Origin of the sequence: Paracoccus xiamenensis (assembly GCF_011308835.1) — a bacterium.
Classification (GTDB): Bacteria; Pseudomonadota; Alphaproteobacteria; order Rhodobacterales; family Rhodobacteraceae; genus Paracoccus; species Paracoccus xiamenensis.
The window spans coordinates 597,719-614,924 of the sequence record NZ_JAAOHY010000001.1; the positions used below are offsets into that span (position 1 = coordinate 597,719).

Consider the following 17,206-nt stretch of genomic DNA (forward strand, 5'->3'; position numbering starts at 1 on the left):
GTCTGTGATAACCTTGTCTTAACTAAGTTGTGCAAAGTTGCGATTCGCGCGACATGCATGGGGCAGAGAGTATAGGACAGGCGTTAATGATCGGGCTGCCGGCAAAATCGTCGTCACAGCAGGGCTTCGACACCGAAGCTCAGGATGAAGGCATGGATTCGCCTCTGGGCGATATCATGCGGGGGGAACGGGCGACGCTGGGCAAGTCGCTGCTGGATGTGCAGCGAGAGCTGCGAATCCGGGCCAGCTATATTGCCGCGATCGAGAATTGCGACATCAAGGCCTTTGACGCGCCCAGCTTCATCTCTGGCTATGTGCGGTCTTATGCGCGCTATCTGAAGATGGACCCCGATTGGGTGTTCCGCCGCTTTTGTGCCGAATCGGGCTTCTCGCCCACCCATGGCATGGCCCCCGCGGCGTCGGGCCCGAAGCCGCAGCGCCGTCCCTCCGACCCGGCAGAGGCGCTGGCGAATCCGCGTGCGCTGTTCATCCCCCAGCCCGAATCCTTCTGGTCCTCGGTCGAGCCGCGCGCCATCGGTTCGCTGGTGGTGCTGATCGCGCTGGTAACCGGGCTTGGTTATGGTGGCTGGTCGGTCTTGCAGGAACTGCAGAAGGTGAACCTGACGCCGGGCGATCAGGTGCCGGGCGTGACCGCCGCGCTGGATCCGGCCGAAACCACGACCCAGCCGGTGTTGGAAGACGGCGAAGACCTGGCCGTCAACCTGCCTCAGCCTGAAGGTATCGACCGCATCTATCGCCCGCAGGTGCTTGAGGTGCCGGTGCTGACCGCGCGCGACGGCCCGATCGCCTCGATCGACCCCGAACTGCCGAGCCCGACCGAGCTTGCATCAGCTGCCGCGGCGCAGGATGCTCAGGTCGGCACGGTTCCTGCGGTTGCGGTCGAAGCGGCTGGCCGAGTGCTGGCCAGGGCCACCGATTACGGCCCACAATTGCCCGCCGACGAAATGGCGGTGCGCACGGTTGCGATGGATGCGCCGGAATTGGAGCTGCTGGCGGTGCGTCCGGCATGGGTGCGCGTCACCTCGGCCGACGGCACGGTGCTGCTGGAAAAGACCATGGATGCCGGTGAACGCTTTGCCCTGCCCAAACTGGAATCGCCGCCCGTTCTGCGGGCCGGCAATTCGGGCGCGATCTATTTCGCGGTGAATGGCCGCACCTATGGCCCCGCCGCACCAGGCGCGCAGGTGGTCAAGAATGTCGAGCTGTCGCCTGCCAGTCTGACCGCGAAATATGTCTTTGCCGACCTGTCGAAGGACGAGGATCTGAAGAAAATGGTCGCCATGGCCTCTGCCGATCCGGACCTGATTCAGGGCGATGCCGCCGACGCCCAGCCGGTTTCTTTAGGTCAGCAATAGGCCGCAATCAATTGATGCGGATGCAAAAGGCTCGCGTCGGTGGCGCGAGCCTTTCTGCTTGGTAACGGATCAGATCGCCGTCGAATGCCCGCTGGCGGCCATGTCATAGGCGTCCAGCCGGCGCGCGATCATCCGGGTCAGGGGACGGCCTTCGGGGGGGATGTTCAGGCTGCCATCAGGTTCAATCTGGACCATGTTGCCGAAATGGGCGGCAATCGGTGCGAAAAGCTGCGCCAGCGCCGTCCGGTCCAGCCCGAACTGCGCGCCCATCTCTGCCGCGTCGATGCGGAAATCGCACATCAGCGCCTCGATCATACGGGCGCGCCATTTGTCTTCGGCCGTGAAGGCATGCCCGCGCGAGACGGACAGCCGGCCCGCGCGGATCGCCTTGGTATGCGCGGCGGTCGCCGGGGCGTTCTGCGCGAAACCCTGCGGATAATGCGAGATGGACGACGCCCCGAGCCCCACCAGCGCCTCTGCCTGATCGTCGGTGTAGCCCTGAAAATTCCGCCTCAGCTTGCCAGCCTTCTGCGCCGTCGCCAGCCCGTCATCGGGGCGGGCGAAATGGTCGATGCCGATCTGGACATAGCCGTCGGCCAGGAAAAGCTCCTGCGCGGTGTTGAACAGATCCAGCCGTGCCTCGGGCGAGGGCAGGGCGTCGGAGGGGATCATCACCTGCCGCTTGGCCATCCAGGGCACATGGGCATATCCATACAGCGCCACCCGGTCGGGCGACAGCGCCAGCAGCTTTTGCACCGAATCTGCGACCCGGCGACGGTCCTGATGCGGCAGACCATACAGGATATCGGCGTTGACGCTGGCGATGCCGCGGGCGCGAATAATCTCGACCGCCTCGGCGGTGATCTCGAAACTCTGGTCGCGGCCGATGGTTTTCTGGATCTCGGGGTCGAAATCCTGCACGCCGATGCTGGCGCGGGTCAGCCCGGCCTCTGCCAGCGCATCCATGCGGGCGTCGTCGATCTCGTTCGGGTCGATCTCGACCGAGAATTCGGCGCCGTCGGCCAGCGGGAAGGCATCAAACACTGCACCAGCCACACGGCGCATCATGTCGGGCGGCATCAGCGTGGGCGTCCCGCCGCCCCAATGCAGCCGCGACAGCCGGATGCCGGGGGCGAGATTGGCCTTCAGCAGTTCCAGCTCTGCGAGCAGCACATCGGCATAGGCGCGCACCGGGTCGTCCGATTGCGTGCCCTGCGTGCGGCAGGCGCAGAACCAGCACAGCCGGCGACAGAACGGCACATGCATGTACAGCGAGATCGCCGAGCCTGCCGGAATGGCGGCCTGCCAGGCGGCGGCATCGGCCGGCCCGATCGCAGGTTTGAACTGCGTGGCCGGCGGATAAGAGGTATAGCGCGGCACGCGTGCGTCAAACAGTCCCAGCCGCGAGAGTTGCGATTCATGTGTCATGGGCGTAGCAATAACTTGCGCACAGGATAATTCATTGATGCAAGTCAAGCTGAACACGGCCGAAAGGCCCCCAAGCCAGGCACTGGTCAGTTGCGATGATTGCCCGATCCGTTACCGGGCGGTCTGCGCGAATTGCGAAGCCGGCGATCTCGAGCGGCTCGAAGCGGCGAAATATGACCGTAGCTATCAGGCTGGGCAGGTGATCGCCTGGGCGGGTGAGCGGATGGACTTCGTGGCCTCGCTGATCGGCGGCGTCGCCAGCCTGACGCAGACGCTGGAAGATGGGCGTACGCAGATGGTCGGCCTGTTGCTGCCCAGCGATTTTCTGGGCCGCCCCGGTCGCGATAGGGCCAGCTATACAGTTACCGCAGTCACCGACGTGACCTTGTGCTGCTTTCGCCGCAAGCCCTTCGAGGCGATGATGGCGCATAATCCGCGCATTCCGGCACGGCTGCTGGAAATGACCCTGGACGAGTTGGACGCAGCCCGCGAATGGCTGATGCTACTGGGCCGAAAATCCGCGCGCGAAAAGATCGCCTCGTTCCTGGCCATTCTCGCCCGGCGAGAGGCGGCGCTGAAGCGGCAGCGTCCCGGTGGTGCGATCGACCTGACCCTGCCGCTGACACGCGAGGCGATGGCCGATTACCTGGGGCTGACGCTGGAAACGGTCAGCAGGCAGATGTCGGCGCTGAAGCGCGACAATCTGATAGAATTGCGTGGCAAGCGTGGTGTGGTGCTGGTCGATTACGAGCTGCTGCTGGCCGAAAGCGGCGACGATGAGGATGGCGGGCTGATCAACTGATCTATTGCCAGCGCTGCCGGTTAACCTCGATCGCGGCGATGCGTTTTTCCAGATGGGGATGGGACAGCAGCCATGCGGGCGCGGCGCTGCGTCGACCGCCTGTCAGCCGTTCCAGCTTGCGAAACAGTGACACCTGCGGCTCGGCCCCGATCCCGGATTTGACCAGCAAGGCGGTGGCAAAGCGGTCAGCCTCGAATTCGTCTTCCTGCGACAGACGTGCGGCGACGGCGCGCAGCGCCAGTCCGATCAGCCATGGCCCGATGAAGGGCAGGAAGCGGCCAATGGTCATCAACAGAACCGAGCGGATGACGTTCTGGCCGGCAAAGTCGATCATCCGCCGCTTGCTGTGGCCATGGGCGACATGGCCCAGCTCATGCGCGATCACGCCCGAGATTTCCTCGGGTGTGACCTCGCCCTTGTGCATCCGGTCAAGAAAACCGCGGGTGATGAAGATGCGCCCGTCCGGGGCGGCAAGCCCGTTGATAGCGGGGATTTCATAGACATGTGCGCGGATGCGCGGCAGGTCCATCGCTGCGCCCAGCCGGTCCAGCAGCGGGTTCAGTTGGGGATCGTTCAGCGGTGTCGAACGCTCGTTCAACTCGCGCTTCAACCGCCAGACGGAAAAGAACCACATGGCAAGCGCGTAGGCGAGGATCAGCAGAAGCGGCAGGAACCTGAGCATCTGCCAGATGTGGGCCAGCGGCGGGCGCGGATCAAGGGGAAAGGCGCGGGCGGTCAGCCCAAGACGCGCATCGCCCGTGTCAGCCCCTCCAGCGTCAGCGGCATCATCCGATGGCCGGTGATTTCGTCGATCATGCGGATCGACTGGGTATAGCGCCAGTGTTTCTGCGGGACCGGGTTCAGCCAGACGTGATCGGGCCAGGTTTCCAGCGCACGCTTCAGCCACAGCTCGCCCGGTTCGGCGTTCCAATGTTCGTTGGCGCCGCCCGGCACGGCGATTTCATAGGGTGACATCGAGGCATCGCCGACGAAGATGCATTTATAGTCGCGGCCATAGCGGTTCAGGATGTCCCAGGTGGGTGTCGTTTCGGTCCAGCGGCGGTGCGAATCCTTCCAGACGGCCTCATACAGGCAGTTGTGGAAGAAGAAGTGCTCCATATGCTTGAACTCGGCGCGGGCGGCCGAAAACAGTTCGTCCACGACGCGGATATGGTCGTCCATCGAGCCGCCCACGTCCAGAAACAGCAGCACCTTGACGGCGTTGCGCCGCTCGGGCCGGGTCTGGACGTCGATATAGCCGTGATCGGCACTGGCGCGAATGGTGGCGGGCAGGTCCAGCTCTTCGGCCGCGCCGTGGCGTGCCCATTGGCGCAGGCGTTTCAGTGCCACCTTGATGTTGCGGGTGCCCAGCTCGACACTGTCGTCGAAATCGCGGAACTCGCGCTTGTCCCAGACTTTCGTGGCCTTGCGGTGGCGGCTGGCATCCTGCCCGATCCGCACGCCTTCGGGGTTAAAGCCGTAAGCCCCGAAGGGCGAGGTGCCGGCCGTGCCCACCCATTTGCTGCCGCCCTGATGGCGTCCCTGCTGTTCGGCAAGTCGCTGGCGCAGCTTGTCCATCAGCGCCTCGAAGCTGCCGGTGGCCTCGATCTCGGCCTTTTCGGCATCGGTCAGCAGCTTTTCGGCCAGTCTTTCCAGCCATTCACGGGGCAGGTCGATCTGGTCGACAAGCGCCTCGACCGGGATCTGTTCGACGCCGGCGAAGCTTTCGGCGAAGGCGCGGTCAAAGCGGTCAATATGGCGTTCGTCCTTCACCAGCGCGGTGCGGGCGAAGTGATAAAAATCGTCGACGTTTTCGCCCGTCACCCCGGCCGACAGCCCGCCCAGCAGATCCAGATATTCCCGGAGGCTGACCGGCACGCCCTGACGGCGCAGGCTGTCGAGGAAGGGGCGAAACATCAGGCCACGGCGGAACGGGCGAGGATCAGCGTCACGATCAGCCCCGCCAGCATCAGCGCCAGCATATGCGCAAGCGCCCATTGCAGCCGGTCCTTGGTGTTGCCGCCCACGCGCCCGGCGCGGAACCAGCCAAGCACGAAGCCCAGAATCATGCAGGCGAGAACGATCATTGGGCGGGCTCCGTTTCGGTATCAGCAGGCAGGGCCGGGTCGGCGGCCGGGGCAGTGGTGGCGCCGCTTTCGGCGGGCAGGTCCGGGGTCTCGGTCGCCGCATCATCTGCTTGTGGCGCGGCTGCGGGGGCGGTGGATCCGTCGGCCGGGCCGGGGCCTTCGGTGGCGACCGGGCCGGGCTGGCTTAGCCGGTTCTGGTCCCATTCGCCGGATGCGATCTGCCCGGTGGCATAGCGCATGACGCCCTGGCCCTGCCGCTTTCCGGCGACGAAATTGCCGGTATAGGTGTCGCCGGTCGCATAGGTGGCGACGCCTTCGCCGTCGATCTCGCCACCTTTCCAGCCGCCTTCATAGATGAAACCGTCGGTGGTGGTCAGCTTGCCCTGACCCTCGCGCAGGCCGGCGACGAATTGACCGGTATAGACGGTGCCATCGGGATAGGTCGCCTGACCGCCGCCATCGCGCTGTCCGGCCTTCCATTCGCCGTTATAGACATAGCCGTCGGGATAGGTCATCCGGCCCTGGCCCTCGATCCGGGCATCCTTGAAGCCGCCTTCATAGACCATACCATTGGCATAGGCCGCGCGGCCCTGGCCCTGAATCACCCCGGCGATCCAGTCGCCTTCATAGGTGGCACCATCGGGATAGGTGATCTTGCCCTGACCGTCGGGCTGATCGGCGGCCATCTGGCCCTCATAGACCGAACCATCGGGATAGGTGATCTTGCCCGCGCCCTGCATCTGTCCGGCAACCCAGGCGCCGGTATAGATATAGCCGTCAGTGCCGGTGAAGGTGCCGGTGCCGTGGCGCTTGTCGTCCTGAAACTGGCCCGCATAGACATCGCCATTGGCATAGGTGGCGCGGCCTTCGCCCTGACGCTTGCCGGCGCGCATCTCGCCTTCGTAGCGGTCGCCCGACTGCTGGACCAGCTCGCCCCGGCCCGACATCTGCCCGGCCTCCCACACGCCATCATATATCAGGCCGTCGGGCATGGTCAGCTTGCCGCGCCCGGCGCGCTGCCCGGCCAGCATCTGGCCTTCGTAAACCGCGCCGTCGGGATAGGTGATGCGGCCCTGGCCTTCCTTGGCGCCGTTGATCCAATCGCCATCATAGCGGTAGCCGTTGGGCTGGGTCAGCACGCCCTTGCCGTGATGCATGGCGTTCTGGAAACCGCCCTCATAGCTGGCGCCATTGGCGTATTGGGCCACGCCCTGTCCGGTGATCTGGCCCTCGACCCAATCGCCTTCATAGGTGCCGCCATCGGCATAGGTGATCTTGCCTCGCCCGTTCGGCTTGCCTTTTGCGAACGTACCCTCATAGACCGAGCCATTGGGGAATTTCGCCCGACCTTGCCCGAGGATCTCGCCCTCGACCCAGTCGCCTTCGTATTCATAGCCCGAGGGCAGGGTGTATTTGCCGCGCCCGTGCTGCAAACCGCCGCGGAATGTGCCTGTATAGACCCCGCCATCGTCATAGGGCTTGGTCACGACATTGCCCGGTGCCGCCCCGGTCGGGGCGCTGTTGTCCTGCGCCAGTGCCGGCGCTGCCATCGCCAGGATGGCTGCCGCGAGTGCTGCCTTCATGCCCGCCTCCGTTCTTTGCCACCCCGTTTAGCCGAGAAGGAACCGCAGCGCAAAGCCTGCCGTTCCACTTCGCTGCGGCCTGCGCTATGGCTTGCGGCAGGATAACGAGGGACCGAACATGACCGACAGCATCCGCATCACCCTGGCCCAGCTGAACCCAACGCTGGGGGATCTGGAAGGCAATGCCTCGAAGGCGCGATCCGCCTGGGAAAAGGGCAAGGCTGCAGGGGCCGATTTCGTCGTGCTGCCGGAAATGTTCATCACCGGCTATCAGACGCAGGATCTGGTGCTGAAAAAGGGTTTTGTCGACCACGCCGTCAGCCAGGTCGAGGCATTGGCGCGCGAATGCGCCGATGGCCCGGCGCTTGGCATCGGCACGCCCTGGCGATTCGAGGGCAAGCTGTATAACGCCTTTTTCGTCTGTCAGGGCGGCAAGATCATCGCTCGCGTCCTGAAGCATGATTTGCCCCATAAACAACTGTTCGACGAGATGCGGCTGTTCGACGAGGGGCCGATTTCCGGCCCTTACAGCATCAACGGCGTGCGCATCGGCAGCCCGATCTGCGAGGATGCATGGTGGCCCGAGGTCGCCGAAACGCTGGAGGAATCGGGTGCCGAGATCCTCATCGTTCCGAATGGCAGCCCCTATCACCGGAACAAGCTGGATCTGCGCATGGGCCATATGGTCGCCCGCGTGGTCGAGAACCGGCTGCCGCTGGCCTATCTGAACTCTGTCGGTGGGCAGGATGACCAGATCTATGACGGGGCCAGCTTTGTGCTGAATCCGGGGGCGCATGGCGGCGCGGAAAAGGTCGTGCAGTTCCCGCCCTTCGACGAGGTGGTCGAGCATGTCGATTTCATCCGCACCGACAAGGGCTGGCGTGCCAAGCCCGGCCGGATGGACGACCAGCCCGACGAATGGGAACAGGATTACCGGGCGATGATGACGGGCCTGCGCGACTATCTGCACAAGTCGGGTTTCAGAAAGGTCGTTCTGGGCATGTCGGGCGGCATCGATTCGGCGCTGGTGGCGACCATTGCGGCCGATGCGATCGGGCCGGAGAATGTGCGCTGCGTCATGCTGCCCTCGGAATATACCTCGCAGGCATCGCTGGACGATGCCGCCGACGCGGCGGGGCGTCTGGGCGTGCGGCTGGACACGGTCAAGATCGACGGCGCGCGCGATGCGGTGTCAGACGCGCTGGCGCATCTGATGGAGGGCACGAAGCCCGACGTGACCGAGGAAAACATCCAGTCCCGCCTGCGTGGGCTGATGCTGATGGCGCTGTCGAACAAGCATGGCGAGATGCTGCTGACCACCGGCAACAAGTCCGAGGTCGCGGTGGGTTACGCCACCATCTACGGCGACATGGCGGGCGGCTATAACCCGATCAAGGACCTGTACAAGACCCGCGTGTTTGAAACCTGCCGCTGGCGCAATGCCAATCATCGCGGCTGGATGATGGGCAAGAAGGGCGAGGTGGTCCCACCCCAGATCATCACCAAGCCGCCAAGCGCCGAGCTGCGCCCCGATCAGAAGGACAGCGATTCGCTGCCGCCCTATGACGTGCTGGACCAGATCCTGTTCGGACTGGTGGAAGAAGACCTGTCGCTGAAGGATCTGGTGGCGCGCGGCTTCGACGCGGCCACGGTGAAGAAGGTCGAACAGCTTCTGCTGAACAGCGAATGGAAGCGTTATCAGGCAGCACCCGGGCCGCGCATCTCGACCAAGGCCTTCTGGCTGGACCGGCGCTATCCGCTGGTCAACCGCTGGCGGGACGAGTTGTAGGCGTCCCGAAAACATCAAAGCCGGGCAGGGGCCCGGCTTTCACGTTTCAGCCTTTCGGCGATCAGTTCAGCGCATCGATCTGATGCGGCAGCCAGACCTGCCACCAGCGGCGGGTTCTTTTCTGACTGCGGACCAGATCGGAATACTGGCCGCCATAGATTGCAAAATAGCCAAGCATCGCGGTCTCCTTTCTGCCAGCTGTTGCAGAAAGGATATGGGCATCGGCGGGAATGTCACAACCGCCAAGTGGTCAAAGCCGCATTGCATATGCTGCAATGCAGCGTATGGTTTGATCAGCCTGCCTATGCACTATGCGCAAGGCGTTTTGTCCCGGTTCTCAAGTCGAACAGACCATAGGCGGCGACGACCAGAAAGCACAGGCCCGGCACGATGTATGAAAACGCCGCCCCCCGCGCGTCCATCACCGCACCATGCACCAGCGGCATCAGCGCGCCGCCAAGGATGGCCATGACCAGCCCGGCCGCGCCGAACTTGGTATCGTCACCCAGCCCGTGCAGCGCGATCCCGTAGATGGTCGGGAACATCAGCGAAAGGCAGGTGGAAATCAGCACCACTGCCCAGACTCCGGCAGCGTTCGGGCTGCTCATGGCGAAGAAGCACAGCGCCGTTCCGGCCACCGCCATCAGCGTCAGCAGCATGGCCGGGCGCAGATAGCCCATCAGCCAGACCATCACGAAACGCGAGACGAGGAAGACCAGCAGGCTGGCTTGCAGATACCAGCCGGCATCGGCTTCGGTGCCGCCGATCGCCTCCATCACGTATTGGATGGTGAAGGTCCAGACGCAGGTCTGGGCGGCAACGTTGAAAAATTGCGCAATGACGCCAAAGCGATAGTGGCGATTCCGTAGCAACCGGCGCAGGGTGGCGGCGAAGTTGATCTCGTGGCCCTCGGTGGTCAGTTCGCGCTTGGTGGGCATCGGGATCACCGCAATGGCAATCCAGATCGCCACCAGCACGAAGGCAAAGCCGACATAGGGGACCATGACCGCGCTGAGTTCATCCATCTGAATCGCGCGCAGGGCGTCGGCGGGCATGGCAGCACGTTCGGCCTCGGTCGCGGGGTTCAGGCGCGGCAGGATCAGGGTCGCCGCCAGAAACACGCCGATATTCGTGCCGACCGGGTTGAAGGCCTGGGCGAAATTCAGCCGCCGAGTGGCATTATGTTCCGGCCCCATGGCGATCACGAAAGGATTGGCCGAGGTTTCCAGAATCGACAGTCCACCGGCCAGCATGAACAGGGCCAGCAGGAAGAAGCCGAACGTCATGGCCTGTGACGCGGGGTAAAACAGGAAAGCACCAAGAATCGCACAGCCCAGCCCCACCAGCACTCCGGTCTTGTAGGAAAAGCGCCGGTTGATGAAAGCCGCCGGCAGCGCCAGGCAGAAATACGCCCCATAATAGGAAAACTGTACGAAAGACGCCTGAAGCGTGCTCATCGAAAAGATCTTCGAAAAGACCTTTACCAGCGGATCCGTCATGTTCGCCGCGATCCCCCAGGCGGCGAAGCAGGTGACCAACAGGATGAAGGGCAGCTTCATCCCGTCATACAGATAGCCCGATTTCTCTGACATAATCCCCTCCATCCTCAAATGACTGATTTGTCCACCCTGGGCGACGCCGCGTAAAGGGGAAAGACATCTGGGGGGGATTTTGCCGCCCTGCGCGCCGCGCTTGCTGCTGGGCCGCACGGTCCCTAACCTGCGCCCGATTACGGGAGGAGTGACATGAACATCAGACCGGGCAAGAACATCGCCATCAAGGTGCCGCTGCACAAATGGGCCGAAACGGTCGCCTATTACCGCGACAAGGTCGGCCTGCCGATCGCGAAAGAGCTGAAGGAAAGCACCGGCTTCGTCTTCGGCGACATGACCCTGTGGATCGATCGGGTGGAACGGCAAAGTCAGGTCGATGTCTGGCTGGAACTTTTCAGCGACGATCCCGATGCCGCCATGGCCCATCTGGCCAGCCCCCAGCGTGATGAATTGGAGCCGCTGGACGGCGTCACCGGGCACTGGACCTCGGACCCGGCGGGTGTGGTGCTGCTGGTGCGCAACGAATGACCGCGATCGCTTCTTGACCGCGCGCCCGCTTGACCGCATATCCCCCCTTGTGCGGATGGCCGGATGACCGCGGCGAAAGTCGAGGAAAGTCCGGACTCCATAAGGTGACGGTGCCGGGTAACGCCCGGCGGGGGCAACCCCAGGGAAAGCGCCACAGAGAACAGACCGCCTGTGCCTGCACAGGTAAGGGTGAAACGGTGGGGTAAGAGCCCACCGGGGCCATGGCAACACGGCCCGCATGGCAAGCCCCACCGGGAGCAACGCCGAATAGGGATCCCGCGCCGCCTGCGGCAGCGCCACCTTGCGCCAGGGATCCGGGTTGGCGGCTTGACGCAGGCAGCAATGCCCTGCGCAGAGGAATGGTCATCCAGAGGGGCAACCCTTGGACAAAATCCGGCTTACAGGCCGTCCGCGCACTTCTCTTTTCCGGTGATGGTGAATTCACACCTGAAGCGGGGATTTGCCGATTCGACCGCAATGCCCGGCATCAGTCGCCCGCCGCTCCAACCTTCAGCCGTGGCGGCTGCGGCTGTCGGGCGGTGCTTCGTTGCGTGGGGCCATGCCATAATCGCGGATCACGCCCGCAACCCGCAGCCGGTAATCGGCCAGAACACCGGCGCGGGCTTCGGTCTGGGCGGCGCGATGCTCGGCCGTGTTGCGCCAGGCCTGAACGGCGGCCTCATCCCTCCAGAAGGACAGCGAGAGGTATTTGCCAGGCGTGGCCAGGCTCTCGAACCGCTCGACCGAGATGAAGCCGGGGATCCGTTCCAGTTCGGGTTTCAGTTCGGCAGCAAGGTCGAAATAGCGCGCGGGCCGGGCAGGGGTCAGTTCGAAGATGACGGCGATCATGGGCGCGCTCCGTGCGGGGTCGAGACCAGCTTGAGGAAGGTCCGGTCCTCGCGCAGCAGGAATTTCTCGCGCTGCGCGAAGGCGTAATTCTGCCGGCCCAGTGGGTCTTCGGCAAGACGGGCGCGATAGGCCTCGTACCCCGCAAGGCTGTCGATGTGATAGATGCCATAGGCCAGCGTCGAAGACCCCTCATGCGGCGCGAAATAGCCGACCAGATCGGCGCCGCAGCGCGGAATGGCCTGTCCCCAGTTGCGGGCATATTCGGCAAAGGCGGCGCGTTTCGTGGGGTCGATGTGATAGCGGATGATGCAGGTCAGCATGAGAACTCCTTCGTTTCGGCCATCATCATCGCCGATTGTGTGTTCGATATGTTTCGGTTAGCGTCGAAGCATGAAAGACGGTCCCGACATTGCCCGCATCGCCGCGCTTATCGGCGATCCCGCCCGCGCCAATATGCTGACGGCGCTGATGGATGGGCGCGCGTTGACCGCGACCGAACTTTCCCAGATCGCCGGCGTCACCCCACAGACCGCAAGCGCACACCTGGCGCGGCTTGGCCAAGGCGGGCTGATCCGCCAACGCAAGCAGGGCCGCCACCGCTATGCCGAACTGGCCTCGCCCGAGGTTGCCGGCGTGCTGGAGGCGTTGATGGGCCTTGCCACCACCAGCGGCCATCTGCGCCGCCGCCCCGGCCCGCGCGATGCCCAGCTGCGGCGGGCGCGGGTCTGCTATGACCATCTGGCCGGAGAGATGGGAACGCAGATGTTCGACACCATGCTGGCGCGCGGCCACCTGTTCCGTCGGGAAGACGAGATCGTGCTGACCGAGCCCGGCAGTGATTTCACCCGCGACTTCCTTGGCCCCGAGACGCAAACCCGGTCCCGCGCGCCCCTTTGCCGCGAATGCCTGGATTGGAGCGACCGGCGCTCTCATCTGGCTGGCCGATTGGGCCGGGCGATGCTGGCGCGGATGATCGCGCTTGGCTGGGCGCGGCGCGCCGAAGGCAGCCGGGTGATCCGCTTTACACCGGATGGAGAAAGGCAGTTTCAGGCGTTGTTTTCCAGTTGACACGGCGGGCCGGAACGCTAAAAGGCGGCTTCCAAGACATTTCGCGGTGGCCCCTCGGGCGCCGCCGCAGCAGGAGCAAGAACAATGGCGAAGCCGACGACGATCAAGATCCGTCTGAACTCGACGGCCGGGACCGGGCACTTCTATGTCACCAAGAAGAACGCCCGCACCATGACCGAAAAAATGACGGTCAACAAATACGACCCGGTTGTGCGCAAGCATGTCGAATACAAGGAAGGCAAGATCAAGTAAGATCGCGCCCTCTTTCGGACTGAATGAACCGCGCCCCGGCGCGGTTTTTTCATGTCTGCGGCGGCGTGCCTGCTGGATCGCCGAATGGATATTTGAACCAGAGTGAACCTTCATTCTGGACCAAATATCCCCGCCGGAGGCAGGCGGCGCCTATGCCCGGAACCGTTTGCGCAGGGTCGCGGCCAACAGTGCCGCAAACGCGGCCAGAAGAACTGGCAAGTTCCCGATCCGCAGCCACAGGGTTTCCGGCAGCGGCGCGGGCAGTGCGGTGTCGATATGGCCGGTCGCGCCAAGGGGCAGTTCGGCGGTGATCCTGCCCAGCGGGTCGATGGCGGCGGTGACGCCAGTATTTGCGGCGCGCATCAACGGCAGGCCCGATTCAATTGCCCGCAGCCGCGCTTGCGCCAGATGCTGATATGGGCCTGAGATGGTGCCGAACCAAGCGTCATTGGTGACCTGCAACAGCCATTCTGCGCCCTGGACGCTGCGCAGGTGCTGGGGAAATATCGCCTCGTAGCAGATCAGCGCCTGCATGGGCGGCAGGCCATCCGGGGTCATCACCATGGGGCCGGGGCCGGGGGAATAGCCAAAGCCCTGCTGTGCGGCGAATGCGCCGATGCCGAACCGCGCCAGCACGTTGCCCCAGGGCACATATTCGCCAAAGGGGACAAGGTGGAATTTGTCATAGATCTGGGCGACGGTACCGCCCGGGGCGACCTCGACCAGAGAATTGTAATAGCGCGGGCCCTCTGCGCGCTGAATGCCCATCAGGACAGTTGCGCCTGCCGCCTCGCTGAGGATGGGCAGCGCCTCGTCGGCCTGGTTCAGCAGGAAGCTGACAGCGGTCTCCGGCCAGATTACCGCATCGGGGGGCGACCCGCTGGTGGGGGCAGCGCTTTCCTCCAGCAGGCGCTGCCAGAAGATCTGCGCCCATTCCGGATCCCATTTCAGGGCCTGATCGGCATTGGGCTGCACGAGACGCAGGGTAATGTCGCGCTGCACGACCGGCCGGTCCAGCCGGCTGAGGCCGGCGGCCCAAAGCGCGGCAATCAGCAGAATCGACAGGATCCCGCCGGTGTAGGCACCACGCGGACGGAAGGGTGAACCGCGCCAGAAGGTCAGCGGCAATGCTGCGGCCACCACTGTGATTGCCGAAAGGCCGATGGCGCCGATATAGGCGGCGGATTGGGCGACTGGCGTGTCAATCCAGACATGCCCCAACTGCGCCCAGGGCAGGCCGGTAAAGATCCAGCCGCGCAGCCAGTCTGAAAGGACCAGAGCAGCACCGAAGGCCAGAGCGCGGGCCTGCCATCCCGGTGCGAAGCGTCCGGCGATCCAGCCGGGCAGCGCCCAGAAGACACCGCCACCCGCCGCCATCAGGATCAAGGCGAATGGGGCCATCCAGCCATAGATCTCTGGCTCGACCAGAAACGGCTCGACGATCCAGCTCATCGCAAGGGCGAAATAGCCGGTGCCGGCTGCGCCTGCACGCCAGAACCCGGCGCGACCATTCGCGGCGCGACCGATACGCCACAGGATCACGGCGAGCGCGATGACCGTCACCGGCCATAATCCCCACGGGGCCTGTCCAAGCGCTGCAAGCGCGCCAACCGCAACATCCCCGATCAGGCCAAGCGCCACCCGGCGGCGTCGCAGCGGGCGCGAAGTGGCGGCGGCGGTCATCGGTGGCGCGTCAGCCTTCGGCCGCGCCCGAGGCGCTTTCCTGCGCGCTTTCGGCGGGGCTTTCCGCAGCTTTGGCCTTGGCCGCTGTCTTGCGGGGGCTGCGCTTGCGCGGGGCGGGTTTGGTCGGGGCATCAGCAGAAGCGTCGGCAGACGCTTCGGGCGTGGCCTCGGTCGGTTCCGCGACGGGTTCGGCCTCCGGTGTCGCTGCGACTTTGCGGCTGCGCGGGCTGCGCTTTTTCGGCGCAGGCTTGGCTTCGGCCGGGGCATCCGCTGCTGCGTCGGCGGCTGCTTCCGACGGCGCTTCGCTGGCGGGAGCTTCTGCCGCCGCGGTGGATTTGCGGCTGCGCCGTGCCCGCGGCTTCGGCTTCGCCTCTGCCTCGGTTTCCGGCGCGGGTTCTGCGGGTTCTGCGGCCGGAGCGGGTTCGGCTGCGACCTCGATGGCGATTTCGGTCACTGCTTCCGCAGATGCATCGGTTTTGGCATCGGCCGCGCCATTGCGGCGGCTGCGGCCGCGCGAACGCGAACGGGCAGGCTTGGCTTCTGCTGCAGCAGCGGCGGGCTCGGGTGCTGCCTGAACGGCCGGCTCTGCCTCGGCGCGCACGATCGCTTCTTCGGTGGCGGCGAGCGCGGCGGCGAAGCTTTGCTTCATGAATTCCGGCACATGATCGCCCATCCCGCGGACCGCGCTGCCGTGATCGCGGCGGTCGGAACGGCGGCGGTCATTGCCGTGATCGCGGCGGTCGTCCTGGCGCGATTCGGAGCGCCGATCATCGCGTCGGTCGCCGCGCGGTTCATCGCGGCGTTCGTCACGGCGGCCATCTCGCCGATCCTCACGTCTGTCATCACGGCGCGGTGCCTCGGCGCGGGTCTCTTCTTGCACGGTCTCGACGGCCTCCTGAGGCTCGGCGCTGCGGGGGGTGTCGTCGCGGCGCTCGCCCCGGCGCGAACGGCTGCGCGAGCCCTTGCCGTTGCGGCCCTCGTCACGGCGCGGGCGCGGGGCCTGGGTCGCGGCATCTGACAGGGCGAAGCCCTCGGGGGCCTGAGCGCGGGGCAGGGCGTGTTTCACCAGATGTTCGATGGCGGTCAGGTATTTCTCATCCGCTGGGGTGGCGATGGAATAGGCCGTACCCTGACGACCGGCGCGGCCGGTGCGGCCGATGCGGTGCACGTAATCCTCGGCATGGCTGGGCAGGTCGAAGTTGAAGACATGGCTGACGGCCGGAATGTCCAGACCGCGCGCCGCCACGTCCGAAGCGACCAGGAAGCGCAGCGAGCCATCGCGGAAGGCGTCCAGCGTGCGCATCCGCTGCGACTGGTCCAGATCGCCGTGAATCGGGGCTGCATCAAAACCATGCGCTTTCAGCGACTTGGCGACGATATCGACCTCGGTCTTGCGGTTGCAGAAGATGATGGCGTTTTTCAGATCCTCGCCCTCGGCGGTGATCAGGGCGCGCAGCAATTCGCGCTTCTGCTTGGCGGTCTGGTCCTTCCGCGTCGGCGTGATTTCGACCAGCTTCTGAGTGATGGTTTCCGACGTGGTGGCCTGACGCGCAACCTCGATCCGTTCCGGCGTGTGCAGGAAGGTGTTGGTGATGCGTTCGATTTCCGGCGCCATGGTGGCGCTGAAGAACAGCGTCTGGCGGGTGAAGGGGGTCAGCTGGAAGATCCGCTCGATATCGGGGATGAAACCCATGTCGAGCATCCGGTCGGCCTCGTCCACGACCATCACCTCGACGCCGGTCAGCAGCAGCTTGCCACGTTCGAAATGGTCCAGCAGCCGGCCCGGCGTGGCGATCAGCACATCGACGCCGCGGTCGATCAGCTTGTCCTGTTCGCCAAAGCTGACGCCGCCGATCAGCAGCGCTTTCGTCAGGCGAGTGTGCTTGGCATAGGTGTCGAAGTTTTCGGCCACCTGAGCGGCCAGTTCGCGAGTCGGGCACAGCACCAGCGAACGCGGCATCCGCGCACGGGCGCGGCCGCGCGATAGCCGTGTAATCATCGGAAGGGTGAAGCTGGCGGTCTTGCCGGTGCCGGTCTGGGCGATCCCCAACACGTCGCGGCCTTCCAGTGCCGGCGGAATCGCACCTGCCTGAATTGGGGTGGGGTTGTCATACCCTGCCTCGGCCACGGCCTTCAGAACTTTGGGATCAAGCTTCAGATCGGAAAATTTGGTCATATGCGTCCATTCGCTGCGCGGATTGCGCAGAT

Annotated in this window: 15 protein-coding genes, 1 other RNA gene and 1 pseudogene; 7 read left to right on the forward strand and 10 right to left on the reverse strand. The window is 64.6% G+C overall.

Going from position 1 to position 17,206, the window contains the following annotated elements; all coding sequences use genetic code 11:
* Positions 1–86: 86 nt before the first annotated feature.
* Entirely contained in the window at positions 87–1,376 is a 1,290-nt protein-coding gene (locus tag G7044_RS03000) for a helix-turn-helix domain-containing protein (RefSeq protein ID WP_407947369.1), read from the forward strand.
* Between the two features lie 69 nt (positions 1,377–1,445).
* Here the strand turns inward: G7044_RS03000 and hemN are convergent, their stop codons facing one another.
* Positions 1,446–2,804, reverse strand: coding sequence for an oxygen-independent coproporphyrinogen III oxidase (gene hemN, locus G7044_RS03005; RefSeq protein WP_166325732.1), 1,359 nt, complete (start codon positions 2,802–2,804; stop codon positions 1,446–1,448).
* Between the two features lie 37 nt (positions 2,805–2,841).
* On the opposite strand from hemN, the gene fnrL reads away from it, so the two are divergent.
* Positions 2,842–3,606, forward strand: a complete 765-nt coding sequence (fnrL, locus tag G7044_RS03010; RefSeq protein WP_166325735.1) for a transcriptional regulator FnrL — start codon at positions 2,842–2,844, stop codon at positions 3,604–3,606.
* 1 nt (position 3,607) lies between these two features.
* Here fnrL and G7044_RS03015 read toward each other — a convergent pair whose 3' ends face one another.
* From G7044_RS03015 to G7044_RS03030, 4 genes are read right to left on the reverse strand one after another with little or no spacing between them, the layout of a single operon-like run.
* Positions 3,608–4,288, reverse strand: coding sequence for a M48 family metallopeptidase (locus G7044_RS03015; RefSeq protein ID WP_166325738.1), 681 nt, complete (start codon positions 4,286–4,288; stop codon positions 3,608–3,610).
* A 53-nt stretch (positions 4,289–4,341) separates the two neighbouring features.
* A complete protein-coding gene (locus G7044_RS03020) occupies positions 4,342–5,523 on the reverse strand; it encodes a vWA domain-containing protein (protein WP_166325741.1) in 1,182 nt (393 codons plus the stop codon).
* Positions 5,523–5,693: a hypothetical protein gene (locus tag G7044_RS03025; protein WP_166325744.1), complete on the reverse strand. Its 171-nt coding sequence runs from the start codon at positions 5,691–5,693 to the stop codon at positions 5,523–5,525. Before G7044_RS03025 ends, G7044_RS03020 begins: the two co-directional genes overlap by 1 nt.
* Positions 5,690–7,276 (reverse strand): MORN repeat-containing protein, encoded by a 1,587-nt coding sequence (locus tag G7044_RS03030; RefSeq protein ID WP_166325747.1) that lies wholly within the window; start codon positions 7,274–7,276, stop codon positions 5,690–5,692. Before G7044_RS03030 ends, G7044_RS03025 begins: the two co-directional genes overlap by 4 nt.
* 118 nt (positions 7,277–7,394) lie before the next feature.
* On the opposite strand from G7044_RS03030, the gene G7044_RS03035 reads away from it, so the two are divergent.
* Positions 7,395–9,065, forward strand: coding sequence for an NAD+ synthase (locus G7044_RS03035; RefSeq protein WP_166325750.1), 1,671 nt, complete (start codon positions 7,395–7,397; stop codon positions 9,063–9,065).
* A 302-nt stretch (positions 9,066–9,367) separates the two neighbouring features.
* Here G7044_RS03035 and fucP read toward each other — a convergent pair whose 3' ends face one another.
* Positions 9,368–10,657 (reverse strand): L-fucose:H+ symporter permease, encoded by a 1,290-nt coding sequence (gene fucP / locus G7044_RS03040; protein WP_166325753.1) that lies wholly within the window; start codon positions 10,655–10,657, stop codon positions 9,368–9,370.
* A gap of 153 nt (positions 10,658–10,810) precedes the next feature.
* On the opposite strand from fucP, the gene G7044_RS03045 reads away from it, so the two are divergent.
* The gene (locus G7044_RS03045; protein ID WP_166325756.1) at positions 10,811–11,146 is read left to right on the forward strand and encodes a hypothetical protein; all 336 of its coding nucleotides are present in this window, start codon (positions 10,811–10,813) and stop codon (positions 11,144–11,146) included.
* A gap of 51 nt (positions 11,147–11,197) precedes the next feature.
* Positions 11,198–11,563, forward strand: an RNA gene (gene rnpB / locus G7044_RS03050) — RNase P RNA component class A.
* A 93-nt stretch (positions 11,564–11,656) separates the two neighbouring features.
* On the opposite strand, the gene G7044_RS03055 is transcribed toward rnpB, so the two are convergent.
* Positions 11,657–11,995, reverse strand: a complete 339-nt coding sequence (locus G7044_RS03055) for an antibiotic biosynthesis monooxygenase family protein (RefSeq protein ID WP_166325759.1) — start codon at positions 11,993–11,995, stop codon at positions 11,657–11,659.
* A complete protein-coding gene (locus tag G7044_RS03060; protein WP_166325762.1) occupies positions 11,992–12,315 on the reverse strand; it encodes an NIPSNAP family protein in 324 nt (107 codons plus the stop codon). Before G7044_RS03060 ends, G7044_RS03055 begins: the two co-directional genes overlap by 4 nt.
* Positions 12,316–12,385: 70 nt before the next feature.
* Between G7044_RS03060 and G7044_RS03065 the strand changes: the two genes are divergently transcribed.
* Positions 12,386–13,063, forward strand: coding sequence for an ArsR/SmtB family transcription factor (locus G7044_RS03065; protein WP_166325765.1), 678 nt, complete (start codon positions 12,386–12,388; stop codon positions 13,061–13,063).
* 84 nt (positions 13,064–13,147) lie between these two features.
* Positions 13,148–13,315, forward strand: coding sequence for a 50S ribosomal protein L33 (gene rpmG, locus G7044_RS03070; RefSeq protein ID WP_011750518.1), 168 nt, complete (start codon positions 13,148–13,150; stop codon positions 13,313–13,315).
* A 150-nt stretch (positions 13,316–13,465) separates the two neighbouring features.
* Here rpmG and lnt read toward each other — a convergent pair whose 3' ends face one another.
* On the reverse strand, positions 13,466–14,998 hold the full coding sequence (gene lnt, locus G7044_RS03075) for an apolipoprotein N-acyltransferase (protein WP_166325768.1): 1,533 nt from the start codon (positions 14,996–14,998) through the stop codon (positions 13,466–13,468).
* Between the two features lie 547 nt (positions 14,999–15,545).
* Positions 15,546–17,174, reverse strand: a pseudogene (locus G7044_RS03080) (DEAD/DEAH box helicase); the annotation flags it as partial.
* Positions 17,175–17,206: the final 32 nt, after the last annotated feature.